This window comes from Rhizobium sp. GR12, from assembly GCF_036596185.1.
GTDB lineage: Bacteria > Pseudomonadota > Alphaproteobacteria > Rhizobiales > Rhizobiaceae > Agrobacterium > Agrobacterium nepotum.
In genome coordinates this window covers 247288-272611 of sequence record NZ_JASXTH010000002.1, presented here as the reverse complement: position 1 = coordinate 272611, position 25324 = coordinate 247288, and the positions used below count along the sequence as shown (strand labels likewise).

Here is a 25324-nt window from a genome sequence, read left to right as displayed (position 1 = left end):
GTTACCGAGCGATACTGAAAGTGACCGGCGGCATAATTGCCGATTTCAGAGAAACGGTTAAAGCATTTCCAGTAAAAGTGCGTAGCGGTTTTACGTCCGGAAATGCGTCAGAACAAAAAGGTGGAGTATTTTCGCATTTCAGGGAAAGGCGGAAATACTCTGGAAGTTTCGGCGAAGAGATCGCCGTCTGGAGAAATATATGTGCGGAATTGTCGGAATTGTCGGAACCCAGCCCGTTGCTGAACGGCTTGTCGATGCGCTGAAGCGTCTCGAATATCGCGGTTACGATTCGGCTGGTGTCGCCACCATCGACAATGGTGCGATGGACCGCCGCCGCGCGGAAGGAAAGCTGTTCAACCTGGAGAAGCTGCTTTCGCAAGAGCCGCTGCCGGGCGTCGTCGGCATCGCGCATACCCGCTGGGCGACCCATGGCGTACCGAACGAAACCAATGCTCACCCGCATTTCGTTGAAGGCGTTGCCGTTGTGCATAACGGCATCATCGAAAACTTCTCCGAATTGCGCGATGAGCTGAGCGCCGAGGGTGCCACCTTCACCACCCAGACCGACACCGAAGTGGTGGCGCAGCTTCTGGCAAAATACACCCGTGAAGGTCTTGGCCATCGCGAGGCGATGCTGAAGATGCTGAACCGCGTGACGGGCGCCTATGCGCTGGTGGTGATGTTTCAGGATGAGCCTGGCACGCTGCTTTCGGCGCGTTCCGGCCCGCCGCTTGCCGTCGGTTACGGCAAGGGCGAAATGTTCCTGGGCTCCGATGCGATTGCGCTGTCGCCCTTCACCAACGAGATCACCTATCTGGTGGATGGCGATTGCGCCATCGTGACCCGTCAAGGCGCGGAAATCATCGATTTCTCCGGCAAGCCGGTGAAGCGCGAGCGCCAGATTTCGCAGGCGACGGCTTTCGTGGTCGACAAGGGCAACCACCGCCACTTCATGGAAAAGGAAATCTACGAGCAGCCGGAAGTCATTTCCCATGCGCTCAGCCACTATGTGGATTTCGCCTCCAAAACCGTGAAGGATGCTGACAAGGCGATCGATTTCGCCAAGCTTTCCGGCCTTGCCATTTCCGCCTGCGGCACGGCCTATCTGTCCGGCCTGATCGGCAAATACTGGTTCGAGCGTTATGCGCGTTTGCCGGTGGAAATCGATGTGGCGTCGGAATTCCGTTACCGCGATATCCCGCTCGTCCCCACGCAGGCCGCGCTGTTCATTTCGCAATCGGGCGAAACCGCCGATACGCTGGCGGCCCTGCGTTATTGCCAGCAAGAGGGACTGAAGATCGGCGCGGTGGTCAATACGCGTGAATCGACCATGGCGCGCGAATCGGACGCCATCTTTCCGATCCTTGCCGGCCCGGAAATCGGCGTCGCCTCCACCAAGGCCTTCACCTGCCAGCTTGCCGTGCTGGCTTCGCTGGCAGTCGCCGCCGGCAAGGCGCGTGGCACGATCACACCGCAGCAGGAAACCGAACTGGTTCGCCATCTCATCGAGATGCCGCGCATCATGAGCAAGGTTCTCAACAGCATCCAGCCGCAGATCGAGGCGCTTTCCCGCGATCTGTCGCGTTTCAAGGATGTGCTTTATCTCGGCCGTGGCACCAGCTTCCCGCTGGCGCTGGAAGGCGCGCTGAAGCTCAAGGAAATCTCCTATATCCATGCCGAAGGTTACGCCGCCGGCGAGTTGAAGCATGGGCCGATTGCGCTGATCGACGAGAACATGCCTGTTATCGTCATTGCGCCGCATGACCGCTTCTTCGAAAAAACCATTTCGAACATGCAGGAAGTCGCCGCGCGTGGCGGCAAGATCATCTTCATCACCGACGAGAAGGGTGCTGCTGCCTCCAAGCTGGAAACGATGGCGACGATCACGCTGCCCAATGTCGACGAGCTGATCGCGCCGATGGTCTTTTCGCTGCCGATCCAGTTGCTCGCTTACCACACTGCCGTCTTCATGGGCACGGATGTGGATCAGCCGCGCAATCTGGCGAAATCGGTGACGGTGGAATGATAATCCGGCCGGAACAGCCGGGCGACGAAGAGGCGATCGCTCGCGTTACGGAAGATGCCTTCCGTAACGTCGATTACAGCAGTCAGACCGAACATCTGATCGTCGAGCGGCTGAGCAAAGCCGGCGCGCTCACGATTTCACTGGTTGCCGAGGACAGCGAAGGCATCATCGGCCATGTCGGGTTCTCGCCGGTGACGCTGACCAGCGGCGAGACCGGCTGGTTCTGCCTTGCTCCACTCTCCGTCACGCCGGATCGGCAAAGGCAGGGTGTCGGCTCCGGGCTGGTGCGGGAAGGGCTTGCAGCGCTGGAGCGTCTGAGCGCTGCCGGCGCAGTTGTTGCGGGCGACCCCGAATATTACGGTCGCTTCGGTTTTCGCCACGTTGAGGGCCTGAGCGGCGAAGGGATTCCTGACGAATATTTCACAGTTCTCCGCTTGCATGGCGGAACTCCATCCGGCATTGTCGGTTTTCATCCGGGTTTCGATAGCGACAACGCTTAATTCCGTACGGTAAATGACCGATATTCCAGTCAAAATTTCATTCGCAGCCCGTCTGCGCAACAGCTTCCTCACGGGCGTCCTCATCCTCGCGCCCGTCACCATTACCATGTGGCTGGTGTGGAGTTTCCTGCAATGGGCGGATAGCTGGGTTAAGCCCTATATTCCCGCCCGTTACGATCCCGAGCAATATTTCGATGTGGCCATCCCCGGCTTCGGCCTCCTGATCGCCGTCGTCGGCATTACGCTCATCGGTTTTCTCGGCAATAACCTCATCGGCAAATGGATCGTCGGCGTCGGCGAATCCGTTCTCAATCGCATGCCGCTGGTGCGGCCGATCTACAAGAGCATCAAGCAGATGTTCGAATCCGTTCTGAAAGAGCATTCGAACTCTTTCAAGAAGGTCGGCCTGATCGAGTTTCCTTCACCCGGAATGTGGGCGATGGTGTTCGTATCCTCCGATGTGAAGGGCGAGATTGCCCATCGCTTCAACGAAATGGGCCAGCAGATGGTCGCCGTCTTCCTGCCGCCGACGCCAGTGCCGACAGCGGGTTTCTTGCTGTTCGTGCCGAAAGACAAGATCGTGATGCTGGATATGACGCCGGAGGACGCGGCAAAACTGCTGATTTCCGGCGGTCTGGTGGCCCCGGATTTCACCCCGCCGAAGATGATCGCGCCGGTTTGAGAGTTAGAGAACGCTGACGATATCGGTTCGGGAAAAGTCGTTGCCGACATAAAGCAAGGGGCAGCCTTCTGTTTTCGCCAGATCGTAGGCAAAACAGTCCCCGAAATTCAGCCCGGCCGGATGAATGCCCTTTCCCCAGATGCGATAGGCTTCGGAAACGCCGTGCGCCGATTTGGGGGTGACGTGTCTGACGTCAACGCTCAGCCCTTCGATCAGCATTTCTAGTTCGCGGCTGCGGTCGCGCCGTTGTGCTACAATCAAGGCTTCCGCAAGCGTGCCGGCTGAAATCAGCAGAGGCTCATCCGTTTCGAGAGCCGAGGCACAGGCATCTGCTTCGGGTTCATCGAGCAGGATCGCCATCAGAGCCGACGTATCGATTGCGATCATTTGGGAAGGCCGTGCTCGTCATAGAGGAAATCCTGACTATGCGCGGCATCCGGGCCATCATCGGCTTTGTTTGCGACTGCCGCGCGCACTTTTGCAAGCACGGCCCTACGGGAGGTTTTATCCACCACGGCAGTGACCGGAACCAGCCGCACGGCTGCATGGCCGTGCCGTGTGAGAATGATTTCATCACCAGCCTCGGCGCGGCGTACCAGTTCTGTAAGCTGGCCTTTAGCGTCAGTCACGGATATCTGCATGGGGATTTCCCGGATTTTTCTCCACGTAAAAATAGTCCATTTCATGGACCATATCAATGCCGGAGTGAGCCTTGACGAACCAATGTGGTTCACCAATAATCGCAATGAACCAGGAAAGGTCGGGATCATGACTGCATTCACGGTGCGCTTGCCGGACGAGGTCACTGACAAACTTGATCAGCTGGCGGAAAAGCTTGACCGCTCGCGGTCCTATATGGCTGCGCGGGCGATTGAGGACTACGTTGCCCGGGAAGAGTGGCAGCTTGCCGAGATCGAGGCCGGTGTGGCGGAAGCGGATCGCGGGGAGTTTGGGACGCCTGAAGATCTCGCAAACATTATCGGTAAATACGTCAAGCCCGCCCGCCCGTCATGAGCGACCGGAGAATTCTCTGGACCTTGCGGGCGCTGCGGCGGCTCGATGAAATTGGCGCGCACATCGAAACGGACAATTCAGTCGCTGCGGCGCGCGTGATTTTCCGCATTGTTTCAGCGGTCGATATGTTGGTGGAGCAGCCAGCTATGGGGCGGGTTGGGCGCATCAGGGGAACGCGGGAAGCCGTACTTTCCGACATTTCCTATATCGTCGCCTATCGTGTTGGCGGGGATATCGAAATTCTGACGGTCATCCACACCTCGCAGCGATGGCCTTCGACACTCTAGTCAACGGTCGCTCAGACTTCCCGATCAATCCTCGTCATCCAGATCATCCACCTCTGTCCCTGTGCTCGTAGCGTGGAACACGGGAACGAAAAGCCGCATATAGACCAGCCGCACGCTCCAGCCTTCCTCCAGCGCCTCTTCCCATGCCTTTTTGCGGCCCGGCTTTTTGAAGGCCTTGCCGATAGCTTTCTTCTGGCTTTTGGCGAATGTATCCGGTTGCAGGATATTTTGCGGCGAGCAGAGCGCGTAGCCCTTTCTGAAGGCAGGCGGCGGGCGGCGTGGGTCGATCATGTTCATGGCGGTCACAACTTTCAGCCGGCGTGCAGGAAGCGGATCGCTTCGTCGCGGCGGTGCAGGTAGAGCAGGGTGCGCAGGCTGTCGCCGCGTGGGCCTGTTAGTTCCGGATCACGCTCGATGACGTAAGCCGCGTCCTTGCGGGCGATTTCCAAGAGGTCGGCATGGGCTTCGAGGCTGGCGATGCGGAAGCCCGGTGTGCCGGACTGGCGGGTGCCGAGCAACTCGCCTTCGCCGCGCAGCTTCAGGTCTTCCTCGGCGATCAGGAAACCGTCCTCGCTGTCGCGCAGGATGGAAAGCCGGGCACGGCCGTTTTCGCTGAGCGGACCCTTATAGAGCAGGATGCAGGTGGAGGCCTCTTCGCCGCGCCCGACGCGGCCGCGCAGCTGGTGAAGCTGGGCAAGGCCGAAACGTTCGGCGTGCTCGATGACCATGATTGAGGCGTCCGGTACGTCGACGCCCACTTCCACCACCGTCGTTGCCACCAGCAGCCGGGTTTCGCCGCTCTTGAAGGCCAGCATGGCGGCGTCCTTCTCCGGGCCGCTCATACGCCCGTGGATGAGGCCGATATTGGCTCCGAGCATCTGCGAGAGCACCGCATGCCGCTCCTCCGCCGACATCAGGTCGGACTCTTCTGTTTCTTCCACCAGCGGGCAGATCCAGTAGGCCTTCTTGCCTTCCTTAAGTGCTGCGCGCAGCCGCTCGACAATGTCGCCGATACGTTCGGTGGGGATCGTTACGGTCTGGATGGGTTTGCGGCCAGCGGGTTTTTCGGTGAGTTTCGACACGTCCATGTCGCCGAAGGCGGCCAGAACCAGAGTGCGCGGAATGGGGGTGGCGGTCATGACCAGCATATGCGGCGTGATGCCCTTGGCGGTGAGGCGCAGGCGCTGATGCACGCCGAAACGGTGCTGTTCGTCCACCACGGCAAGCACGAGGTTCTTGTAACTGACACTGTCCTGAAACAGTGCATGGGTGCCGATGACGATTTGTGCTTCACCGGAGGCCACGCGCTCCTCGATCTCACGGCGTTCCTTGCCCTTGGTGCGGCCGGTCAGCACCTCGACGGTGATGCCTGCGGCATTGGCGAGTTTGGAGATGGTGGCGAAATGTTGCCGGGCAAGGATTTCGGTCGGCGCCATCAGCACCGCCTGTCCACCGGCCTCGACGGCTGTTGCCATCGCCATCAGCGCCACCAGCGTCTTGCCTGCGCCGACATCGCCCTGCAGCAGGCGAAGCATACGGTCTTCGCCTGCCATATCGGTCAGGATGTCCTTTACCGCAGCGCTCTGGCTTGATGTCAGCGAGAAGGGCAATAGCGACAGGATTTTCGCGGCGACGTCGCCCTTGGCGCGGATCGGCTGGCCCGCCACCTTGCGCAGCCGCTGCCGCACCAGCGCGAGTGAAAGCTGCCCGGCGAGAAATTCGTCATAGGCGAGCCGTCTGCGCGCCGGGGCTTGTGGCTCGATATCGGCGCTGTCGCGCGGGTCGTGCAGCTCGCGGAAGCTCGATGCCACATCGCCGAAGCTCTGCCGGGCCATCAGGGTCTCGTCGATCCATTCGGGGAAGGCGGGCAGTTTGGAAAGCCCGCCTTCGATCGCCCGTCTCAACACCTTGGGAGACAGCCCGGCGGTCATGGGATAGACGGCTTCCACCAACGGCAGGTTTTCGGCCTCGGAAAGCTTCACCATGAAATCCGGATGCACCATGGAGGCGCGGCCGTTGAACCAGTCCACCTTGCCGCTGACGAGAACCTCTTCATCGACGGGCAGCGCCTTGGAAAGCCAATCGCCCTTGGCGCGGAAGAAGGTCAGCGCCAACTCGCCGGTCTCGTCATGCAGGAAAACCCGGTAGGGTGCGGAGCGGTTGCCTGATGGCGGCGGCTGATGGCGGTCGATCCGTCCCTGAATGGTGACAATGGCGCCGGGGGCCGCAAGCGCGATGCCGGGGCGGTTGCGCCGGTCGATGACGTTGGACGGCGCGTGGAACAGAAGGTCGATCACGCGGGTGTCTTCGGCGTTTTCCCGGCTCAGCAGTTTTGCCAGAAGATCGGCAAGCTTCGGCCCCACACCGGCAAGGGTGGAAACGGAAGCAAATAGCGGATCGAGAATGGCGGGGCGCATGGTCAGCAAAATCGGGGAAGGGGACGCGTTATGCAAGACTTGCGTGCCGACAAAGGCGGTTTATCACCGGCAGTTTTTAGCTGCCGTGGCATTATTTCGATAAAAACCGGTTCCAAGCGTTCGCCTCCTGTTCTATAGGAGGTCGCAATCAACATCTTGTTGAATAGCCAACCGAAAGGTGAATGCGATGACTGGACTGGTGCGCACGAGCGCCGACCTCGATCCTAGACGCAGGCGGATACTTTACCGCTGCTGGCACCGGGGCATTCGCGAGATGGATCTCGTGCTCGGGCAATTCGCGGAAGACCATATCGCCACGCTCTCCGACGAACAGCTCGATGAGCTGGAAATCATCATGGCGGAAGAGGATCAGGACCTGGTTCAAATGGTGACGGGCGCTCTGGCCGTACCGGAAAAATTCCAGACCCCGCTGTTTGAAAAGATCACCTCCTACCGCCCGGATTTCGATCTCGTCACATCCGAAACCTTGAAGGCCTGAAACATGATAGCCGGATTCGATGCAAAGCTGGTGACGTCGGCCGATACGCCGCTGACCATCGGAAATGTACCCTCCGGCATGGAAGCCCTGCTTTTGGCCGACATGGCGCGGGCAGGGACATCGGTTGCCTATGTGATGTCGGATGGCCAGCGGGTCGCCGATCTGGAACAGATCCTCGGTTTCGTCGCGCCGGATATTCCGGTCATGTCGCTGCCGGCCTGGGATTGCCTGCCCTACGACCGCGTGTCACCGAGCGCCGACACCTCGGCGCGGCGGCTTGCGGCGCTTGCCGGGCTCAACAACCACGCGAAGAAACCGCATCCGGCCATCGTGCTCGTTACCGTCAACGCCATGCTGCAGAAGATGGCGCCGCGCGACATCATTGAAAATCTTGGTTTTTCTGCTCGCCCCGGCAATCAGATCCGCATGGAAGAGATTGCCGCGCGGCTGGAGCGCAACGGTTTCGACCGGGTGGCGACGGTGCGCGAAGTCGGCGAATTCGCCGTGCGCGGCGGTATTCTCGATGTTTTTGTGCCAGGCACGGAAGAGCCGGTGCGGCTCGATTTCTTCGGCGATACGCTGGAAAGTATCCGCACCTTTGATCCGGCCAGCCAGCGCACCATCTCCCAGGCGCGCTCGCTTGATCTCAACCCGATGAGCGAAGTGACGCTGACGCCGGATACGATCGGCCGTTTCCGGAAGAATTACCTGTCGCTGTTCGGCGCTGCGACGCGCGACGATTCTCTTTATCAGGCCGTCTCCGAAGGCCGCCGTTATGCCGGCATGGAGCATTGGCTGCCGCTGTTTTACGAGAAGCTGGAAACCGCCTTCGACTACCTTCAGGGCTTCCGCATCGTCACCGACCATACGGCGCGCGAGGCGGCGAAGGAACGCTCCAAGCTGGTCCATGACTATTACGAGGCGCGGCGGGCTTCCGGTGAGACCAAAGGCTCGACGCAGGGCGCGCCCTATAAGCCGGTATCGCCGGGGCAACTCTATCTCGACGGCAAGAGTTTCGACACGGCGCTTGCGAGCGTCAATGCCGTGCGGCTGACGCCCTTCAACGAGCACGATAGCGAGGGCCATCCGGTCGCGACGCTGGACGCCCATGTCGGCCCGCGCTGGGCCCGCCCGCTGACCGAAAGCAATAGCGAAGAGCGGATCAACGTTTTCGATCTGGCGGTAAAGCACATTGCCGAACGCCGCGCCAAGGGCTGGAAGGTGCTGATCACTGGCTGGTCGGAAGGCTCGCTCGACCGGCTGTTGCAGGTCTTGAACGAACACGGGCTTGAAAAGATCAAGTCGGTGGCATCTCTGAAAGAGGTGGAGACGCTCGGCAAGGGCGAGGCTGCGGCGGCAGTTTTGAGCCTCGAGGCCGGGTTTGAGACCGGAACGCTGGCGATCATCGGCGAGCAGGATATTCTCGGCGACCGCATGGTGCGCCGCTCCAAGCGCCGCAAGCGCGGCGCGGACTTCATCTCGGAAGTCGCGGGGCTGGACGTGGGATCGCTCGTCGTTCACGCCGAGCACGGTATCGGCCGGTTCGTCGGTCTCCAGACCATCGAAGCGGCGGGTGCACCGCGCGCCTGTCTGGAGCTGCACTACGCTGACGATGCAAAGCTGTTCCTGCCGGTTGAGAACATCGATCTCCTCTCGCGTTATGGCTCCGACGCGGCGGAAGCCACGCTCGACAGGTTGGGTGGCGGCGCATGGCAGATGCGCAAGGCCAAGCTCAAGAAGCGCCTGCTCGACATGGCCGACGAGCTTATCCGCATCGCGGCCGCGCGTCTGGTGCGCCATGCGCCGGTTCTGGCCGCACCCGATGGGCTTTACGATGAGTTTTCCGCCCGTTTTCCTTATGATGAGACCGAAGACCAGCAGAACGCCATCGACGCGGTTCGTGACGATCTCGGTGCCGGGCGGCCGATGGATCGCCTCATCTGCGGCGATGTCGGTTTCGGCAAGACGGAAGTGGCGTTGCGCGCCGCTTTCCTTGCGGCCATGAATGGCGTTCAGGTGGCGGTCGTGGTGCCGACCACACTGCTTTCCCGGCAGCATTTCCGAACTTTTTCCGAACGGTTTCGCGGGCTGCCGATCCGGGTGCAACAGGCCTCGCGCCTTGTCGGTTCCAAGGAGCTTGCGCTTACCAAAAAGGAAGTGGCTGACGGAAAGACGGATATCGTCGTCGGCACCCACGCGCTGCTTGGCGCGGGCATCAACTTCGCCAATCTCGGCCTGCTGATCATCGACGAAGAGCAGCATTTCGGCGTGAAGCACAAGGAGCGCCTGAAGGAGCTGAAAAGCGACGTGCATGTGCTGACGCTTTCGGCGACGCCCATTCCGCGCACATTGCAACTGGCCATGACCGGCGTGCGCGAGCTTTCGCTGATCACCACGCCGCCGGTGGACCGCATGGCGGTGCGCACCTTCATCTCGCCGTTCGATCCGCTGGTGATCCGCGAAACGCTGATGCGCGAGCATTATCGTGGCGGCCAGAGTTTCTACGTCTGCCCGCGCCTTGCCGATCTCGCCGATATTCACGCATTCCTGCAATCGGATGTGCCTGAGCTGAAGGTGGCGGTGGCGCACGGCCAGATGGCGGCGGGCGAACTCGAAGACATCATGAACGCCTTTTATGACGGCAAATACGATGTGTTGCTTTCGACCACCATCGTCGAATCCGGTCTCGATGTGCCGACCGCCAATACGCTGATCGTGCACCGCGCCGATATGTTCGGTCTTGCCCAGCTTTACCAGCTGCGCGGCCGCGTCGGCCGCTCCAAGGTACGCGCCTTTGCGCTGTTTACCCTGCCGGTCAACAAGGTGTTGACGACGATGGCCGAGCGGCGGCTGAAGGTGTTGCAATCGCTCGATACGCTTGGGGCCGGGTTCCAGCTTGCCAGCCACGACCTCGATATTCGCGGCGCGGGCAATCTGCTCGGCGAGGAGCAATCCGGTCACATCAAGGAAGTCGGTTTCGAGCTTTACCAGCAGATGCTGGAGGAGGCGGTGGCCGAGGTGAAGGGCGACGAGGAGGTGAGGGACACCGGCTGGTCGCCGCAAATCTCGGTCGGCACCTCGGTGATGATCCCGGAAGATTACGTGCCGGACCTGCATCTGCGCATGGGTCTCTACCGCCGTCTCGGCGAGCTTGCCGATATAAGCGAGATCGATGGTTTCGGCGCGGAAATGATCGACCGTTTCGGGCCGCTGCCGAAGGAAGTCCAGCACCTTCTCAAGATCGTTTACATCAAGTCGCTCTGCCGTACCGCCAATGTCGAGAAGGTGGATGCCGGACCGAAGGGTGTGGTCCTGCAATTCCGCCACAAGGAATTCCCGAACCCGGCGGCTCTCGTCGCCTATATCGGCAAGCAGGGCTCGATGGCCAAAATCCGCCCCGACCACAGCCTGTTCCTGACCCGCGACCTGCCCACGCCGGAAAAACGGCTGACGGGTGCGGCGATGATCATGACGCAGCTTGCGGAACTGGCCCGCTCCTGAGTGGCTGCTTCACAAGCGGGCCGACATTACGGGGATTTAAGGAAACGGACATATGCCGGTAAAAATTGCCGGCGTAGTCTCTGCTTCATGCCTGGTGCGGTCATGATGTAGGCCGCAGTCGGGCGACCAAGGAGCAAGACTATGTGGACCAACATCAACAGGTTCGTTACCGCTGGTCTGGTTGCTTTGACAATTGCGGGTACCACAATTGCCACGACAAGCCAGGCGGAAGCACGCAATAATTTCGGACGCGGCCTTGCGGCCGGCATTGCCGGCACCATCGTTGGCGGCGCTCTCATCGCCGGAGCAAGAAATTCGGGTTACGCTTACGGTCCGCCCGCCTACGCCTATGGCCCGCCGCCCGCATATGCTTACGGTCCACCCGTCTACGCCCAGCCGGTATACGGTCCGCGCGTTGTTTATGAACCCGTATATCCGCGCTGCCACACGGCCTGGCGTCAGGATGGCTGGGGTGACATGTACCGCACACGCGTGTGCTATTGATCTCTCAACCGATGCGCCACCACATTTCCAGCAAAACCGCGTAGCGGCATTACCTCCGGAAAATGTGTACCAGGGATATAGAGCGCGTCTAGCTATCGGACGCGCTCCCGGGAATTGATGCGGCCCCTCATGGGTTTTTCGGCGCATCTTCCGGCGTGATCGCCACTGCCACATTCTGGTCCGTCGCAGCGATCGAGGCCGGCAGCGGTACCTTTCTCTGCTTTTCACGGATCAGTGTCAGAAGGCCGGAGCCGACGATGAGGGCGATGCCGACCAGCATCCATCTGTCGATATGGTCACCGAAGATCAGGTAACCGAACAGGATGGCCCAGAGCATCTGGCTATATTGCGTCGGGCCGATCACTGCGGCGGGCGCGTATTTCGCGGCATACATGACCAGCACGTTGGCGATCGCCCCGAGCAGGCCGTAACCCGCCAGAAGCAGCCATTGTTCGCCGTTCGGCAGGGCGAAGGTGGGTATCATGGCAAGGCCGCTGATCGTCAGACAGCCGAGCACGCCCGCTCCATAAAGCGAGACGTTCTTTTCGGAAGGCCCCATGGCGCGAAAGATCACGATCGACAGCGCGCCGCTCGAACCGCCGACAATTGCGCCTAGATGGCCGATGCCCAATTCGCGGAAGCCCGGCCGCAGAATGACGAGGACGCCGAGAAAGCCGACAATGACCGCCGACCAACGCTTGATGCCGACCTGTTCCTTCAAAAACACCACTGACATGATGGTGACGAAGGAGGGTAGCAGGAAGATCAGTGCGAAAGCTTCGGCCATGGAGAGGTGGGTGAAAGCGGTGACGCTGCCGATGGCCCCGGTACCAGCCGCGAAGAAACGCAGCAACCACAGGGGGCGGTTCGTCGTCTTGACGATGTCCACCCAGCGGTCGTTGCGCTTGCGGATGAAGGGCAGGGCGACGAGGCCAAACATGGCGCCGAAGAAGGCCGATTCGATCGGCGAAATCTGGCCTTCTATGAGTTTAACGCTCGCGTCGCTCCATGCGTAGGCAGCGAAGGCGGCAAAGGCAAGCAGAATGCCTTTCAGGGTCTGGTCGGACACGGGAAAACACCAACAGTCTATCGGTTAGGGTAAGCTGCCGGTGGTTCGACCGTCAGTTCATCGACTTATGCTCGTCCGCCTTCATTTTTGCAATATCCCGCAATGCAGCAATCAACACGTCAGGCGTTTGCGCACCGCTGATGGCGTATTTCTGGTCGACGATGAAAAACGGCACGCCGGAAACGCCCATCTGCTGCGCCGCGTCGATCTCGGCGATAACAGTGTCCTTGTCCGCATCCGATGCCAGAAGCCGAGCGACCACCTTGGCGTCCATGCCGGACTTTTCGGCAATGTCGGTCAGCACGGCGTGATCGCCGATGTTGCGGCCTTCCTCGAAATTCGCCTTGAACAGAGCGGTGACGATCTTCTCCTGAACGTCTCTTCCTTCGGAGTGCGCCCAGAGCGACAGGCGGTGCGCATCGAGCGTGTTCGGGCCGATCTTGATCGCGTCGAAATCATAGTGGATGCCGACCTGGGCGCCGAGTTCAACCAGCGAGGCATGGGCCTGTTCGAGACGCTCCTTGCCGAGCTTTTCCTCGAGAGCGGCTTTCTGGTCGACGCCTTCCGGCGGGTAATCCGGGTTGAGGCGGTAAGGCCGCCAGTTCACGTCTACGCTGATTTCGTCCTGCACCTCGGCAATGGCAAGATCGAGCCTTGCCTTGCCCAGATAACACCAGGGGCAGACCATATCCGATACGACGTCGATAACGATGCGTTCCATGGCTTTGTCTTCCGTTGTCTTGGACCGGGCAGGAGCGGGTTATTGCGCCCGTGCATCCCACCAGGTCTGTTTCTGATTGCCTGATATCGGGGTCATATCCGGGCGGTCGATGTATTTCCAGCGCGCTACCCATTGCGCGCCGATGTAGTAAAGCGGAATGACATAGTGGCCGGCAACCAGCAGGCGATCATAACCGCGCACTGCCGCCTGAAAATCCTCCGTGGAGCGGGCCTGCAACAGGGCCTCGATCATGCGGTCTATGTCGGGGCTGGCCGCGCCCGCATAGTTGAAGCTGCCCTGCGCATCCCGCGACAGTGAACTCCAGCGATTGAGCTGCTCGGCGCCCGGCGAAAGCGAGGAGGGCAGGGAGCGGATGATCATGTCGTAATCGAAGCCGTTGGAGCGTGCCTGATATTGGCCGTCATCGACCGAGCGGATGCCCATGGCGACGCCGATCAGGTTCAGCGAACGCTGGTAGGCAAGCGCTATGCGCTCCTGGGCCGGGTTCTGCGTCATGATCTCGAATGCGAGCTGGCGGCCGTTGGCGTCGGACATCCTGCCATTCTTGATGGTGTATCCGGCCTCTTTCAGCTTATCGACGGCAAGCTTCAGAACCTTGCGGTCCGCGCCGGTCCCGTCGGTCGTCGGCAGGGCATAGGTTCCCGCCAATAGCTCCGGCGGCATGTTCTTCGCTGCATCGCCAAGCAGCGCCAGCTCGCGCTCGTCTGCGGCATTGCCATAGGCGCCAAGCACGGAGTTCTGCCAGTAGCTCTGCGTGCGCTTGAAGGCGCCGCCGAGAATGTTCTTGTTCATCCACTCGAAATCGAGCGCGTAGGACAGGCCCTCGCGCACCTTCTCGTCGGCGAAGACCGCGCGGCGGGTGTTGAACACCAGCCCGAACATGCCCGATGGCAGGCGCGGCTGGAACACGTCCTTGACGATATCGCCGCGATGAACGGCCGGGAAATTGTAGGCCTGTCCCCAATGGGACGTGTCGGACGTGCCGTTGATGGCGTCGCCTTCGGGGTAGATGTCGATATCGCCCTTCTTGAAGGCCTCGAACATGGTGGTGACCTGAAGGAAATAGGTGACGCTGATCTCGTCGTAGTTCTCGAAGCCGACCTTGCTCGGGATATCCTTGCCCCAATAGTCCGGGTTCCGCTCCCAGATGATTCGCTCGCCCGGCCGCAATGTCTTGATACGGTATGGACCCGAGCCGACGACCGCGCCGAGACCCGCCTGCTCGAATTTTTCCGGATCGATTGCGTGTTTCGGCAAAATCGGGGTGGAGGAGGCGAGAATGAGCGGCGTTTCGCGGTTCGCCCTGTCGTTGAAGGTGAAACGGACGCCGTGTTCGCCGACTTTTTCCAGCTTCGCCACGCCGTCGAGACGGCTGTTGAAGGGAGGGCGGCCTTTTTCCTTCAGGAGATTGAAGGTGAAGATCACATCGTCAGGCGTCACCGGTTCGCCATCCGACCATCTGGCCCTGGGATTGATGTTGAACTGGGTGAAGGTGCGTTCCTCATCCCACTCCACAGTTTCGGCGAGCAGGCCGTAAAGGCTGAAAGGCTCGTCGCTGGAGCGTTGCATCAGCGGTTCGTAGAGAAGATTGCCGAATTCCGGGTCCCAGACGCCGCGCGCTGTGGTGCGCATCCCCTTGAGAACAAAGGGGTTGAGGCTGTCGAAGGTGCCGACGACGCCGTAGGAAATGCGGCCGCCCTTCTTCACGTCCGGATTGACATAGGGGAAATGCCGGAAGTCGGCGGGAAGCGCCGGCGTGCCGTGCATGGAAATGGCGTGAAGCGGCTGCGCCACGGCGGCTTCCGGCGAAAACAGGGCCGATCCCCAAAGAAACAATGCGGGGATGAGGGCCGCAAGGTTACGCATGTCACTATCCTGTCTCAACTGTCCGTCCGATTTATCGTCATGAACGGTATTTCCGTCGTGATTCTGGCAAATATGTAGCACAAGCCCATGGCCGGACCCATGCGAGGGCGGGAAATCTTGGCCCTCCTCAAGAAAAAGTTAAAGAAGTGCTGGATATCGCCGCGATCGGCATGTAACAGGGTGGCCGGAAGAGACGGGTCACGCATTTGCCTCATTTAAACGACAGTTGAACGGGCAGAAGGATACCGCCATCGGCGAGCAGGACCCTCAGTTCTGTTCTGGCAGACATTCAGGAGACGGAACTCTTATGATGCAAAAGGCAAACACATTCACCCGGACGGCTCTGTCCGCTCTCGTTCTTTCCCTGGGCGCGGTTTCCGCTCCGGCCATCTCGCAGGCGCAGGATGCTGCTCCCGCCGCAGGAGGCGCTGGCGCTCCGCCGCTCGGCTGGTTCAAGACCTGCTCCAAGCAGGAAGACAACGATGTCTGCGTCGTACAGAATGTGGTTCTCGCCCAGAATGGCCAGATGATCACCGCTGTCGGCCTCATCAGCGTTGAAGGCAAGGTCAACCGCAAGCTGTTGCAGGTTTCCGTTCCGACCGCGCGTCTCGTTCCTCCGGGTGTGATGATGCAGATCGACGGCGGCAAGGGCCAGAAGCTCGATTACGCCGTTTGCCTGCCCGACAAGTGCACGGCCGAAGTTCCGCTGACGGACGCCATGATCGCTTCGCTGAAGAAGGGTAGCGAGGTGGTCTTCACCTCCATCAACTTCCGCCGTGCGCCGAACCCCATCAAGATCGCGCTCTCCGGTTTCACGGGTGCTTATGACGGCGCGGCGATCAGCCAGTCGCAGCTCGCCGAAAGCCAGCGCACCCTGCAGGAAGGCATGCAGAAGAAGGCTGAAGAGGCTCGCAAGAAGCTGGAAGCCGCTCAGGACGCCGCCAAGAGCGCGCCGAAGCCCTGATCGCTGCACCAGCATCGAAAACGAAAAAACCGGTCTGGCAACAGACCGGTTTTTTTATGTCTTGGGATTGGTAAGGCTCGTTGTCGGGACCGCGTTAATGGGCCGTCGACATCTTCGGGCGCCATTCACCGTTCGGTGCCTTGTCGAAGATGCGGCTGATATTCGGGTTCCGGAGCGGCGTCTCACTCTCATCGTGAACCAGGTTCTGCTCGGAAACATAGGCGACGTATTCCGTCTCCTCGTTTTCAGCCAGAAGATGATAGAAGGGCTGATCGCGATCCGGCCTGATTTCAGCGGGAATGGCGTTCCACCACTCCTCGGTATTGGCGTATTCCGGGTCCACGTCGATGACCACACCGCGGAACGGAAACACCTTGTGGCGGACGATCTCGCCAAGCGTGAATTTTGCGTCTCTTTGTTTCATGGCATGACTTCCTTTCCCACTAATAGTTGGGTGCAGAACGGAAAATATCAAGGGCTAGGGGGTATCTGGCCCTTTCTGCCCTCTGGCGCTCTAGGTCTTGCGGCCGATGGGCGCGGTGGCGATGATGACGCCACCCGTAACCAGCACGATACCGATGGCATGATAGGTCTCGAAAGTCTCGCCGAGGAAGAGCGTGGCCATGAGGATCGAGACTGGCGGCATCATGTAAAGCGTGATGCCCGCCGTCGCAGGGCCGAAAACGCGGACCGTATGGGTGAAGCAATAAAAGGCGAGCAGCGAGGCGAAGAGGATGATGCCGCCGATCTTCGCCCAGGCCATGGGGGTGGCGGGCAGCAATCCGCCATGCGCCAGTTCCAGTGCCGCAGGCGGCAGAAGGACAAGCGCACCGGAGAAGGCGATCAGGCCGAAGAGACTGAAGGATGCCATCTGCCGTGCGGCCGGATCGCGCAGCAGCAGCGAATAGATCGCAAAGGCGATCGCGGCCACCAGAATGGCGAAATCGCCGACGTTGAATTTCATCTGCCAGAGAGCGGACATGTCGCCTTTCAGGACGATCGCCGCCACGCCCGCAAAAGCCATGACCATGCCCGCCATTTCGAGCTTTTTAATCGGGCGGCCCTCAAAGACGCGCTGGAACAGGATGATGAACAGCGACGAGGTCGTGTAGATCAGCGTGCCATTGGCGGCCGTCGTTATGGTGAGGCCCCAATAGACCACGCCGCCGCAGATGCCCATGCCGAGAATGCCGAGAACGAGCCAGAGCAGCGTTTTCTGGCGGACGAAAGCCAGGCAGTTTCGCCAGTCGGCAATCATGAAGGGGGCGATGACGAGGCTCGAGCCGATCCAGCGGATGAAGGCGGCGATAAAGGGGGAGACCTCGCCGATGACGCCGCGGCCGAAAATGACGTTGCTGGAGAAAAAGAACGGCACCGCCAGAAAGATGAGCCAGTCCGTGAGGCGTGTTTGCTGAGAGGCTGGCTTGATCGACATCATCCGCGACTGTGGCTGGGCTCAAAAGAAAACGGCGGCTTTCCAGGGGAAAACCGCCGGAATGGACAGGGAGCGCCTGATAGAGAGTTTCCGCTTTTCTCCGAATCGCGAAAACGCTCTATCTTTTTGCCTTGCGCATTTCCGGACGTAAAACCGCTACGCACTTTTACTGGAAATGCTCTGTAGCGCTCCGAGTGCCGGTCAGGCCGAGTAGTACATGTCGAATTCGACCGGATGCGGGGTCATTTCGAAACGCATGACTTCGTGCATCTTCAGCTCGATGAACGAGTCGATCTGGTCGTCGTCGAACACGCCGCCGGCGGTCAGGAACTTGCGATCCTTGTCGAGGCTTTCCAGCGCTTCGCGCAGCGAGCCGCAGACGGTCGGGATCTTCTTCAGCTCCTTGGGCGGAAGGTCGTAAAGGTCCTTGTCCATCGGCTTGCCGGGGTGGATCTTGTTCTTGATGCCGTCGAGGCCGGCCATCAGCATCGCCGCAAAACCGAGATAGGGGTTCTGGGTCGGGTCCGGGAAGCGGACTTCGACGCGCTTCGCCTTCGGGTTGGAGCCGAAGGGGATGCGGCACGATGCGGAGCGGTTGCGCGCGGAGTAGGCGAGCAGAACCGGCGCCTCATAACCCGGCACCAGACGCTTGTAGGAGTTGGTGGTGGGGTTGGTGAAGGCGTTGATGGCCTTGGCGTGCTTGATGATGCCGCCGATGTAATAGAGGCAGGTCTCGGAAAGGCCCGCATATTCGTCGCCAGCGAAGGTCGGCTTGCCGCCCTTCCAGATCGACTGGTGGACGTGCATGCCCGAGCCGTTGTCGCCGAAGATCGGCTTCGGCATGAAGGTTGCCGTCTTGCCATAGGCATTGGCGACCTGATGCACGACGTACTTGTAGATCTGCATCTTGTCGGCGCTGGAAACCAGCGTGTCGAACTTCACGCCCAGCTCGTGCTGTGCGGCGGCAACTTCGTGGTGGTGCTTTTCAACGACGACGCCCATTTCCGACAGAACCGTCAGCATTTCGGAGCGCATGTCCTGCAGGCTGTCGATCGGCGGAACCGGGAAATAGCCGCCCTTGACGCGCGGACGGTGGCCGAGGTTGCCGGTTTCATAATCCGTGTCGTCGTTGGACGGCAGTTCGGAACTATCCAGCTTGAAGCCCGTATTGTAGGGGTCGGCCTTGTACTTCACGTCGTCGAAGACGAAGAATTCCGGCTCTGGGCCGACGAAAACAGTGTCGCCGATGCCGGAGGCCTTAAGGTAGGCTTCGGCCTTCTTGGCGGTGCCGCGCGGGTCGCGGTTATAGGCTTCACCGGAAACCGGGTCGAGAATGTCGCAAAGGACGACGAGGGTGGACTGGGCGAAGAACGGATCGGTATGGGCGGTTGCCGGATCGGGCATCAGCACCATGTCGGACTCGTTGATGGCCTTCCAGCCGGCGATCGAGGAGCCGTCGAACATCACGCCGTCGGCGAACATGTCTTCGTCAACGCAGACAACATCCATGGTGACGTGCTGCAGCTTGCCCTTGGGGTCGGTAAAGCGCAGGTCCACGAACTTGATGTCGTTGTCCTTGATCTGCTTCAAGATATCGTTTGCGGTCGTCATTTAAACGTTTTCCTTGAGTGTGGTGGTGACGAGGTGAAAAACCTGAGCCTCCCTGGCTCAGGACCTGGTTCTGATTATATGGCGTCCACGCCTGTTTCACCGGTACGGATGCGGATGACTTCCTCGATATTGGAAACGAAAATCTTTCCGTCGCCGATACGTCCAGTCTGCGCCGCATTGCGGATCGCCTCGATGACGGCTTCCGCATTCTCGTCCGCCAATACGACTTCGACTTTCACTTTCGGCAAAAAGTCCACGACGTACTCCGCTCCGCGGTAGAGTTCCGTGTGGCCTTTCTGACGACCAAAGCCCTTTGCTTCCGTGACCGTGATTCCCTGAAGTCCGACTTCCTGAAGGGCTTCCTTCACTTCATCGAGCTTGAAAGGCTTAATGATCGCTTCGATCTTTTTCATGAGAAAATATCTCTCCGCTTCTCCCGTTAAAGCAGGTAATTCCCGCTCTGCCACAAGAATGCACGTATTGTGCCAGATCGGAAGCGGGCTTGAAGAAAAAACTTCGCTTGCCCCGCCTTCCGGCACAAAATGCATTCGCTTTTCGCGGTTTCTCGGCCAATTTCTCGCTGAAACTCAAAAAATCCGTCATCGATTCTAGGGATTTGTATTATTTTAGGAGTCTTTAATATTTGAAGATGTGCAAACGGCGCCTGAGTGGATTGATTGTATTTTGTGCATTTGACTATTATTTCGCCTTGTCGATCTGCTTATTTTTTGGATCGATTGCCTTTCCGATGTTTTGAAGGGATGATCGGGCCATGAAGTCCCTGTCGCATCTCTTCCTTATCGATCCGGTGGCGATGGCCCGCATCGACGCGGCCGCCGGTCAATCCGGCATTTCCCTTTACGATCTGATGGAGCGGGCGGGGCAGGCTGTCGCCGCCTCGGCCCTTCGCCATTACCCGCAGGCGCTGCGTTTCGTGGTGCTCTGCGGCGGCGGCAACAATGGCGGCGATGGTTACGTGGCGGCGCGCGCTCTTTTGCAAAGCGGTGCGGCGGTTGCGGTTCATCATCTCGGCGATGTCGCCGCGCTCAAGGGCGATGCGCGGACAGCTTTCGAGCGAAGCGGGGTGATGCCTTTGCCGCTGGGCGACTATACGCCGCTGGCGGGCGACCTGGTGATAGACGCGGTTTTCGGGGCTGGATTGTCCCGCGATATTCCACCGGAGTTTCATCGGGTGATCGATGCGGTGACTGACGCGAGGGTTCCGGTTCTCGCTGTCGATCTGCCATCGGGTCTCTGCGGCAGGAGGGGCGTGCCGCTCGGTGCATCATTCAAGGCGGAGCGAACCGTGACGTTCGTGGGGCGCAAACCCGGCCATCTGTTGATGCCGGGGCGCGAATTGTGTGGGCTGCTTGAGGTTTTCGATATCGGCATTCCCGCCCGCATCCTTGCCGCTCATGCGGGATCGGTGGCGGAAAACGATCCGCTTGTCTGGCGCGACGCCCTGCCGCGTTCCGGGATGGAAACGCACAAGTTCCGGCGTGGACACCTCACCGTTTTTTCCGGCCCGCCGCATGCGACCGGGGCAAGCCGCATGACGGCGCTATCGGCGCTGAAGGCGGGAGCGGGCATAGTCACAATCGCTGCCCCGAAGCAAGCGCTTGACGTGCTTTCGGTGACGCTGACGGCGGTGATGAGTGCTGGCCTGGATGATGCCGACGATCTGCGGCGCTGGCTGGACGACAAGCGCCACGGCGCTTTCGTTCTCGGCCCCGGTTTTGGCGATCTCGAAAAGGCGCGGCAATTCGTGTCCCTGCTTGGTGATAGAACGGTCGTGCTGGATGCCGATGCGATTACCGCTTTCAAGGATTGTGCGGAAACCCTGTTCGAGCGGATGACATCCGGCTCGGGAAAATTCGTGCTGACGCCACATGAGGGAGAGTTCGCGCGGCTGTTCCCCGATCTCGCTGCCGATACGGCATTGAGCAAGATCGAGAAGGCGCAGCTTGCCTCAGTGCGCAGCGGCGCGGTGCTGGTCTACAAGGGCGCGGACACGGTGATCGCCGCGCCGGATGGGCGCGCGCTGGTCAACAGCAATGCACCGGTGAGCCTTGCGACGGCGGGGTCGGGCGATGTGCTGGCGGGCATCATTGGCGCATTGCTGGCGCAGGGAACGCCCGCCTTCGAGGCGGCTGCCGCCGGTGTCTGGCTGCATGGCGAGGCGGGCAACAGGGCAGGCCCCGGTATGACAGCGGAGGATCTCGCCCATGCGGTGCGGCCGTTTGCGTGAATTTTAGGGTGGTGTGTTTATCCACACTCCGTCACCCCGGACCTGATCCGGGGTCCAGTGCGATCAAGTCTTTGATCGCAGGAGAGTCCTTTCACGGCGCAGACGCGCCGTGGCTGGATGCCGGATCAAGTCCGGCATGACGGAGGAGAGGTTTTCATCCCTGAGGCACGCGCCAGCGGGTCTGAAGCATTAAACCGCGTCTTCAGTGCGCGGCTTTGCCCTGGCTCGCCATTGCCATTCTGGAGGCACTGATCAGCAGTTTGCGCTCCGCGCGTTCCTGTTGCGGGGTGCGATTGTAGATTTCCCGATAACACTTGGAAAAATGCGAAGCGGAGACGAAACCGCAGGCGACGGCGACCTCGACCACCGGCATGGCTGATTGCACGAGCAGGTGGCGGGCGCGGTCGAGGCGGATTTCAAGGTAGTAGCGCGCGGGCGAACGGCCCATTTCCTGCCGGAACAGGCGCTCCACCTGCCGGCGCGACAGGTCGGCGGCGTCGGCGATGTCGAGCAGCGACAGCGGTTCGGAGAGGTTGCCTTCCATCAATTCGATGATCGACAGGACCTTGCTGTTCTGGACGCCGAGGCGGGCGCGCAGCGGCAGGCGCTGGCGGTCGTTGGGGCTGCGGACCCGGTCCGTCAATTGCTGCTCGCAGACGCGGTTGACGAGGTTTTCGCCGAAATCCTGCCCAATCAGGCTCAACATCATGTCAAGCGAGGCCGTTCCGCCGGCGCAGGTGTAGATGTTGCTATCGACCTCGAAGAGATCGGCATAGACTTCGACCTGCGGGAAGGCTTCGGAAAAACCCGGCAGGTTCTCCCAGTGGATCGCGCAGCGCTTGCCGTTCAGCAGGCCGGCCTGCGCAAGGATATGCGCGGCGGTACAGAGGCTGCCGATGGCGATGCCGCGATTATAGGCCTCGCGCAGCCAGGCATTGACGGATTTGTTGATATGCTGGTCGACATCGATGCCCGAACAGATGATAGCCATTTCGGCGCGGTTTTCACCGCTGACATATCGTCGCTCGTCGGCGAGACAGGTGTCGACCTCAAGACAGATGCCGCTCGATGACATGACCTTCTGGCCGTCGAGCGAGGAGATGCGCCATTCGTAAGCCTGATAGCCCAGCATGCGATTGGCGATGCGGAGAGTTTCAACGGCTGCGGCGAATGGCAGCAGGGTAAATTGCGGAATGAGATAAAAGACGATTGAGCGTTTCTTCTGGGAGTTCCTGCTCATTTGCCCGTGCTCCGTTGCGAATACGCAATTCCTCCCTTGGAATCGGTCTTCTGGATGTCCTGTTTCCGACATCTTTAACGAAAAATACGCCTTGGAATCCGGGCTGTCAAAAAATAGCTTTTGAAATATGCAAAATTTGCGACAAGCCCTTTAAAAAGGCGTTGTGTCGCATGTAAAACAGGCAGGTCATTTTACGCCTGTGCCGGGGCGTTGCGGGATAAGCGGGGATGGCTCGCAAGTCTTGAAACGGTTGCGAGCCACCGGTCAGGCATCATTTGCGGATGACGCGTATGCGGCTGCTGTCTGTCGTCGGCCATCCAATATCCTTCAATGTTTCGGGCGGCAATGCCTCCAGTGCGCGGAGCATCCTTGCGCGTTGTCGTGCCGCGTAAAGAGCCGACACCTGGGCGGACAGGCGATGGAGCCAGCCGCCGAACGAGGGACGGTGCGAAGAACGGCTCGCTGCCGGGAGATAATGTATCATGGTCATGGCTTTATCCTTTCCTGACCTGCGATCCTGTTTGCGACTTCGGTATGCGCCTGCACGTTCCATCAAACATGAGAATGAATTTCATGTCATTCATCAGCTTTACGAATGAATTTCCGACGCTTCCCGCCGGATTTTTCCGCCCGCCCGTTGAGGGATAAGCGCTTCATTCCGACAGGGCCGTGCTCGCCCTGTCCTTTGATGTCCCCGATGGTGCGCTCGTGTTGACAATCAATCAAACGAAATGATATCCATCTATAAATCAAAATATTTGAAGGTACGTGCCATGACCGTGACTTTCCGCCAACCCTTGCCGTTGCTGGACAACGACATATTGAGAACCTTCGTTGCGATTGCGGAAACGGGAAATTTCTCCACCGCAGCAGAGGTGGTGTTCAGGACGCCATCGGCCGTTTCCATGCAGATCAAAAAGCTGGAGGAACAGTTAAAGACGATATTGTTCCTGCGCGATGCGCGCTCTGTGACGTTGACGGCGCATGGGGAAACACTTCTGACCTATGCGCGCCGGATGATCGCGCTTTCAAACGAAGCCGTATCACGTTTCGTCATGCCCGAACTTTCCGGTGTGGTCCGGCTCGGCGCGCCGGAGGATATTGGTGAGCGCGGCTTGCTGCCCGGCATCCTCAAGCGTTTTGCCGAGGTTTTTCCCGGCATCATGATCGATGTCACGATCGATTCCAGTTCCAATCTCTACAAGCGCATGGATGAACGGCGGCTGGATCTGGCGCTGGTCAACTGTGCGTCACATCCGCTGAGGGATACTGGCGAAGTGCTGATGCGTGAGCGTCTCGTCTGGGCGGGTGCGAAATGCGGTACGGCCTATCTGCGCGACCCCTTGCCGATATCGATCTGGGAAGAGGGCTGCATCTGGCGCTCCGAAGCGATCAATTCGCTTGAAAAGCGCGGGCGCAATTTCCGCGTGGCCTATCTCAGCGGCCATACAATGGCGCAACGCGCGGCGATTGCCGCCGATCTCGCCATCGCGCCCTTGCCGCGTTCCTATGTGCAGAACGACATGGTCATTCTCAGCGACAAGGAAGGCCTGCCGGAACTCGGTTATTTCGATATTCGATTGATAACCGGTGAAAGGCCCTCGCGCCCCATCCTTGCGGTCGCGGAAAGCATCCGCAACGCCTTCGTTGAAGTCGCCAAGGCGGCGTGACATAACCGGAATGCGCGACGGCCAGCGTCGTCGCGCCACGGGCAAAGGTGAGCCTTAGACCGCTACCGTGCCCAGCGTTGCTGAACAGTCCGTATCGCCAAATTGCCAGCTTCCGCGACCGATCAGCCAGTCGGCCGAGTTCTGCAATCCGCCAAACGGGAAAACGTGGATTTGCCGGATCGGCCCTGCCGGATTTGCGTGCCAGTGTCGTTCGATCGGCCCGACCACGCTTTCCGGTGAATGGCCTTTCGCCAGCGTTGTCAGCGAGAGCGCGTTCTTCTTCAAATAAGCGATGGAATTGCCGACGCCGCAGAGTGCTGCATATTTCACCAGCGTTGTGATCTTCGCCGGGCCGGAAACGCCGATATGCACCGGCAAATCGATGCCGGAGGCTGCAAGCCCTTCCGCCCAGGCGATGAAGCGCGCGGGGTCGAAGCCGAACTGGGTGACGATGCGCATCGCCGCATCGCTTCTTTCGGCAAAATCGCGTTTCAGCCTCAAGGCCGCCATCGCCGTCTCCTCGCTGAAATCGGGGCTGCCTTCGGGGTGCCCGGCGATTGCGATGTGATTTATCCCGCAGCGATCGAAGATACCGGTCGACAGCATGTCCATGCTGGAGGCGAAGGGACCGGCGGGCCTGTCGACACCGCCACCAACCACCAGCACATCCGATACCCCGGCTTCGCCCGCCAGCCGCTTCACCTGTTCCTCAAAATCCGCGCGAGAGGATATGCGCCGCGCCGCAAGATGCGGAACCGGCGTGTAGCCGAGATCGCGAAGATGTTTTGCGGCGTCGATAAGCCTCTCCTGCGAGGCCTGTCCCGTGTCGGTCAGATAAACACGCACACCCTGCGGAAAGAGACCGGCAAGACTTGCCGGGCCGAGCACCTGTGCGGGTGAAGCTTCGATGGAGGCGGCAATGGCGGGAGAGGTAGAGATATCGGGCAATTTGTATTTGGTCCTTTTTCACATCATGCACCGGTTTTTTGCCCAAGTCTTTGCCTGTTGCGGCAAGACAGCCCTGCATCTGCGACGAAGCTTGGCTTATT

Annotated in this window: 26 protein-coding genes; 12 read left to right on the top strand and 14 right to left on the bottom strand. The window is 59.9% G+C overall.

Annotated elements, in window-relative coordinates:
• Positions 1 to 199 precede the first annotated feature (199 nt).
• The 3 genes from glmS to QSK43_RS04240 are packed head-to-tail and all read left to right on the top strand — an operon-like array spanning position 200 to position 3208.
• Positions 200 to 2026 carry a glutamine--fructose-6-phosphate transaminase (isomerizing) gene (gene glmS, locus QSK43_RS04250; RefSeq protein ID WP_332302427.1) on the top strand — a complete coding sequence of 609 codons (1827 nt, stop codon included), beginning with the start codon at positions 200 to 202 and terminating at the stop codon, positions 2024 to 2026.
• Positions 2023 to 2526 carry a GNAT family N-acetyltransferase gene (locus tag QSK43_RS04245; RefSeq protein WP_332302426.1) on the top strand — a complete coding sequence of 168 codons (504 nt, stop codon included), beginning with the start codon at positions 2023 to 2025 and terminating at the stop codon, positions 2524 to 2526. Before glmS ends, QSK43_RS04245 begins: the two co-directional genes overlap by 4 nt.
• A gap of 13 nt (positions 2527 to 2539) precedes the next feature.
• Positions 2540 to 3208 (top strand): DUF502 domain-containing protein, encoded by a 669-nt coding sequence (locus QSK43_RS04240; protein ID WP_045022684.1) that lies wholly within the window; start codon positions 2540 to 2542, stop codon positions 3206 to 3208.
• A gap of 3 nt (positions 3209 to 3211) precedes the next feature.
• Here QSK43_RS04240 and QSK43_RS04235 read toward each other — a convergent pair whose 3' ends face one another.
• Both QSK43_RS04235 and QSK43_RS04230 read right to left on the bottom strand, forming a co-directional pair.
• Positions 3212 to 3595: a type II toxin-antitoxin system VapC family toxin gene (locus tag QSK43_RS04235; RefSeq protein ID WP_045022682.1), complete on the bottom strand. Its 384-nt coding sequence runs from the start codon at positions 3593 to 3595 to the stop codon at positions 3212 to 3214.
• Entirely contained in the window at positions 3592 to 3849 is a 258-nt protein-coding gene (locus QSK43_RS04230) for a type II toxin-antitoxin system Phd/YefM family antitoxin (RefSeq protein WP_045022680.1), read from the bottom strand. The genes QSK43_RS04235 and QSK43_RS04230 overlap by 4 nt, the downstream gene beginning before the upstream one ends.
• 127 nt (positions 3850 to 3976) lie before the next feature.
• On the opposite strand from QSK43_RS04230, the gene QSK43_RS04225 reads away from it, so the two are divergent.
• The gene (locus QSK43_RS04225) at positions 3977 to 4222 is read left to right on the top strand and encodes a CopG family ribbon-helix-helix protein (protein ID WP_332302630.1); all 246 of its coding nucleotides are present in this window, start codon (positions 3977 to 3979) and stop codon (positions 4220 to 4222) included.
• The gene (locus QSK43_RS04220; protein ID WP_332302425.1) at positions 4219 to 4509 is read left to right on the top strand and encodes a type II toxin-antitoxin system RelE/ParE family toxin; all 291 of its coding nucleotides are present in this window, start codon (positions 4219 to 4221) and stop codon (positions 4507 to 4509) included. The genes QSK43_RS04225 and QSK43_RS04220 overlap by 4 nt, the downstream gene beginning before the upstream one ends.
• 24 nt (positions 4510 to 4533) lie before the next feature.
• Here the strand turns inward: QSK43_RS04220 and QSK43_RS04215 are convergent, their stop codons facing one another.
• Both QSK43_RS04215 and recG read right to left on the bottom strand, forming a co-directional pair.
• A complete protein-coding gene (locus QSK43_RS04215) occupies positions 4534 to 4806 on the bottom strand; it encodes a hypothetical protein (RefSeq protein WP_045022677.1) in 273 nt (90 codons plus the stop codon).
• A 14-nt stretch (positions 4807 to 4820) separates the two neighbouring features.
• Positions 4821 to 6926 (bottom strand): ATP-dependent DNA helicase RecG, encoded by a 2106-nt coding sequence (gene recG, locus QSK43_RS04210; RefSeq protein ID WP_332302424.1) that lies wholly within the window; start codon positions 6924 to 6926, stop codon positions 4821 to 4823.
• Positions 6927 to 7113: 187 nt separating this feature from the next.
• On the opposite strand from recG, the gene QSK43_RS04205 reads away from it, so the two are divergent.
• From QSK43_RS04205 to QSK43_RS04195, 3 genes are all read left to right on the top strand, one after another.
• Positions 7114 to 7425, top strand: coding sequence for an FAD assembly factor SdhE (locus QSK43_RS04205; RefSeq protein WP_045022673.1), 312 nt, complete (start codon positions 7114 to 7116; stop codon positions 7423 to 7425).
• A 3-nt stretch (positions 7426 to 7428) separates the two neighbouring features.
• Positions 7429 to 10926: a transcription-repair coupling factor gene (mfd, locus tag QSK43_RS04200; RefSeq protein ID WP_332302423.1), complete on the top strand. Its 3498-nt coding sequence runs from the start codon at positions 7429 to 7431 to the stop codon at positions 10924 to 10926.
• Positions 10927 to 11067: 141 nt separating this feature from the next.
• The gene (locus tag QSK43_RS04195; RefSeq protein WP_332302422.1) at positions 11068 to 11430 is read left to right on the top strand and encodes a hypothetical protein; all 363 of its coding nucleotides are present in this window, start codon (positions 11068 to 11070) and stop codon (positions 11428 to 11430) included.
• 127 nt (positions 11431 to 11557) lie between these two features.
• Here QSK43_RS04195 and QSK43_RS04190 read toward each other — a convergent pair whose 3' ends face one another.
• The 3 genes from QSK43_RS04190 to QSK43_RS04180 are packed head-to-tail and all read right to left on the bottom strand — an operon-like array spanning position 11558 to position 15107.
• Positions 11558 to 12499: a DMT family transporter gene (locus QSK43_RS04190; protein WP_332302421.1), complete on the bottom strand. Its 942-nt coding sequence runs from the start codon at positions 12497 to 12499 to the stop codon at positions 11558 to 11560.
• Positions 12500 to 12551: 52 nt separating this feature from the next.
• A complete protein-coding gene (locus QSK43_RS04185) occupies positions 12552 to 13220 on the bottom strand; it encodes a DsbA family oxidoreductase (protein WP_045022667.1) in 669 nt (222 codons plus the stop codon).
• A 39-nt stretch (positions 13221 to 13259) separates the two neighbouring features.
• Complete coding sequence (locus QSK43_RS04180; RefSeq protein ID WP_332302420.1) at positions 13260 to 15107, bottom strand: extracellular solute-binding protein; 1848 nt, start codon at positions 15105 to 15107, stop codon at positions 13260 to 13262.
• A gap of 307 nt (positions 15108 to 15414) precedes the next feature.
• Between QSK43_RS04180 and QSK43_RS04175 the strand changes: the two genes are divergently transcribed.
• On the top strand, positions 15415 to 16071 hold the full coding sequence (locus QSK43_RS04175; RefSeq protein ID WP_332302419.1) for an invasion associated locus B family protein: 657 nt from the start codon (positions 15415 to 15417) through the stop codon (positions 16069 to 16071).
• A gap of 94 nt (positions 16072 to 16165) precedes the next feature.
• Here the strand turns inward: QSK43_RS04175 and hspQ are convergent, their stop codons facing one another.
• Together hspQ and QSK43_RS04165 are read right to left on the bottom strand one after the other, a co-directional pair.
• Positions 16166 to 16495: a heat shock protein HspQ gene (hspQ, locus tag QSK43_RS04170; protein WP_045022662.1), complete on the bottom strand. Its 330-nt coding sequence runs from the start codon at positions 16493 to 16495 to the stop codon at positions 16166 to 16168.
• 90 nt (positions 16496 to 16585) lie between these two features.
• Positions 16586 to 17506: a DMT family transporter gene (locus QSK43_RS04165; RefSeq protein ID WP_332302418.1), complete on the bottom strand. Its 921-nt coding sequence runs from the start codon at positions 17504 to 17506 to the stop codon at positions 16586 to 16588.
• Between QSK43_RS04165 and QSK43_RS04160 the strand changes: the two genes are divergently transcribed.
• Positions 17496 to 17657, top strand: coding sequence for a hypothetical protein (locus tag QSK43_RS04160; protein ID WP_332302417.1), 162 nt, complete (start codon positions 17496 to 17498; stop codon positions 17655 to 17657). The genes QSK43_RS04165 and QSK43_RS04160 overlap by 11 nt on opposite strands.
• A gap of 50 nt (positions 17658 to 17707) precedes the next feature.
• On the opposite strand, the gene glnA is transcribed toward QSK43_RS04160, so the two are convergent.
• Both glnA and QSK43_RS04150 read right to left on the bottom strand, forming a co-directional pair.
• Positions 17708 to 19117, bottom strand: a complete 1410-nt coding sequence (glnA, locus tag QSK43_RS04155) for a type I glutamate--ammonia ligase (protein ID WP_332302416.1) — start codon at positions 19115 to 19117, stop codon at positions 17708 to 17710.
• A gap of 74 nt (positions 19118 to 19191) precedes the next feature.
• Positions 19192 to 19530, bottom strand: a complete 339-nt coding sequence (locus QSK43_RS04150; RefSeq protein WP_003508042.1) for a P-II family nitrogen regulator — start codon at positions 19528 to 19530, stop codon at positions 19192 to 19194.
• 359 nt (positions 19531 to 19889) lie between these two features.
• Between QSK43_RS04150 and QSK43_RS04145 the strand changes: the two genes are divergently transcribed.
• A complete protein-coding gene (locus tag QSK43_RS04145) occupies positions 19890 to 21365 on the top strand; it encodes an NAD(P)H-hydrate dehydratase (RefSeq protein ID WP_332302415.1) in 1476 nt (491 codons plus the stop codon).
• 202 nt (positions 21366 to 21567) lie between these two features.
• On the opposite strand, the gene QSK43_RS04140 is transcribed toward QSK43_RS04145, so the two are convergent.
• Positions 21568 to 22605 (bottom strand): GlxA family transcriptional regulator, encoded by a 1038-nt coding sequence (locus tag QSK43_RS04140; protein WP_045022657.1) that lies wholly within the window; start codon positions 22603 to 22605, stop codon positions 21568 to 21570.
• Between the two features lie 271 nt (positions 22606 to 22876).
• Entirely contained in the window at positions 22877 to 23095 is a 219-nt protein-coding gene (locus QSK43_RS04135) for a DUF1127 domain-containing protein (RefSeq protein WP_045022656.1), read from the bottom strand.
• A 241-nt stretch (positions 23096 to 23336) separates the two neighbouring features.
• Between QSK43_RS04135 and QSK43_RS04130 the strand changes: the two genes are divergently transcribed.
• Positions 23337 to 24275, top strand: coding sequence for a LysR family transcriptional regulator (locus QSK43_RS04130; protein ID WP_332302414.1), 939 nt, complete (start codon positions 23337 to 23339; stop codon positions 24273 to 24275).
• 54 nt (positions 24276 to 24329) lie between these two features.
• On the opposite strand, the gene QSK43_RS04125 is transcribed toward QSK43_RS04130, so the two are convergent.
• Complete coding sequence (locus QSK43_RS04125; protein ID WP_332302413.1) at positions 24330 to 25223, bottom strand: methylenetetrahydrofolate reductase; 894 nt, start codon at positions 25221 to 25223, stop codon at positions 24330 to 24332.
• Positions 25224 to 25324 lie beyond the last annotated feature (101 nt).

Coding starts and splice junctions, on each gene's coding strand:
- QSK43_RS04140 (WP_045022657.1), bottom strand. CDS start 22,605: ATGAGCAGGAACTCCCAGAAGAAACGCTCAATCGTCTTTTATCTCATT.
- QSK43_RS04135 (WP_045022656.1), bottom strand. CDS start 23,095: ATGACCATGATACATTATCTCCCGGCAGCGAGCCGTTCTTCGCACCGT.
- QSK43_RS04245 (WP_332302426.1), top strand. CDS start 2,023: ATGATAATCCGGCCGGAACAGCCGGGCGACGAAGAGGCGATCGCTCGC.
- QSK43_RS04230 (WP_045022680.1), bottom strand. CDS start 3,849: ATGCAGATATCCGTGACTGACGCTAAAGGCCAGCTTACAGAACTGGTA.
- glmS (WP_332302427.1), top strand. CDS start 200: ATGTGCGGAATTGTCGGAATTGTCGGAACCCAGCCCGTTGCTGAACGG.
- QSK43_RS04165 (WP_332302418.1), bottom strand. CDS start 17,506: ATGTCGATCAAGCCAGCCTCTCAGCAAACACGCCTCACGGACTGGCTC.
- QSK43_RS04180 (WP_332302420.1), bottom strand. CDS start 15,107: ATGCGTAACCTTGCGGCCCTCATCCCCGCATTGTTTCTTTGGGGATCG.
- recG (WP_332302424.1), bottom strand. CDS start 6,926: ATGCGCCCCGCCATTCTCGATCCGCTATTTGCTTCCGTTTCCACCCTT.
- QSK43_RS04235 (WP_045022682.1), bottom strand. CDS start 3,595: ATGATCGCAATCGATACGTCGGCTCTGATGGCGATCCTGCTCGATGAA.
- QSK43_RS04175 (WP_332302419.1), top strand. CDS start 15,415: ATGATGCAAAAGGCAAACACATTCACCCGGACGGCTCTGTCCGCTCTC.
- QSK43_RS04145 (WP_332302415.1), top strand. CDS start 19,890: ATGAAGTCCCTGTCGCATCTCTTCCTTATCGATCCGGTGGCGATGGCC.
- QSK43_RS04240 (WP_045022684.1), top strand. CDS start 2,540: ATGACCGATATTCCAGTCAAAATTTCATTCGCAGCCCGTCTGCGCAAC.
- QSK43_RS04195 (WP_332302422.1), top strand. CDS start 11,068: ATGTGGACCAACATCAACAGGTTCGTTACCGCTGGTCTGGTTGCTTTG.
- hspQ (WP_045022662.1), bottom strand. CDS start 16,495: ATGAAACAAAGAGACGCAAAATTCACGCTTGGCGAGATCGTCCGCCAC.
- QSK43_RS04205 (WP_045022673.1), top strand. CDS start 7,114: ATGACTGGACTGGTGCGCACGAGCGCCGACCTCGATCCTAGACGCAGG.
- glnA (WP_332302416.1), bottom strand. CDS start 19,117: ATGACGACCGCAAACGATATCTTGAAGCAGATCAAGGACAACGACATC.
- QSK43_RS04130 (WP_332302414.1), top strand. CDS start 23,337: ATGATATCCATCTATAAATCAAAATATTTGAAGGTACGTGCCATGACC.
- QSK43_RS04150 (WP_003508042.1), bottom strand. CDS start 19,530: ATGAAAAAGATCGAAGCGATCATTAAGCCTTTCAAGCTCGATGAAGTG.
- QSK43_RS04225 (WP_332302630.1), top strand. CDS start 3,977: ATGACTGCATTCACGGTGCGCTTGCCGGACGAGGTCACTGACAAACTT.
- mfd (WP_332302423.1), top strand. CDS start 7,429: ATGATAGCCGGATTCGATGCAAAGCTGGTGACGTCGGCCGATACGCCG.
- QSK43_RS04185 (WP_045022667.1), bottom strand. CDS start 13,220: ATGGAACGCATCGTTATCGACGTCGTATCGGATATGGTCTGCCCCTGG.
- QSK43_RS04215 (WP_045022677.1), bottom strand. CDS start 4,806: ATGAACATGATCGACCCACGCCGCCCGCCGCCTGCCTTCAGAAAGGGC.
- QSK43_RS04220 (WP_332302425.1), top strand. CDS start 4,219: ATGAGCGACCGGAGAATTCTCTGGACCTTGCGGGCGCTGCGGCGGCTC.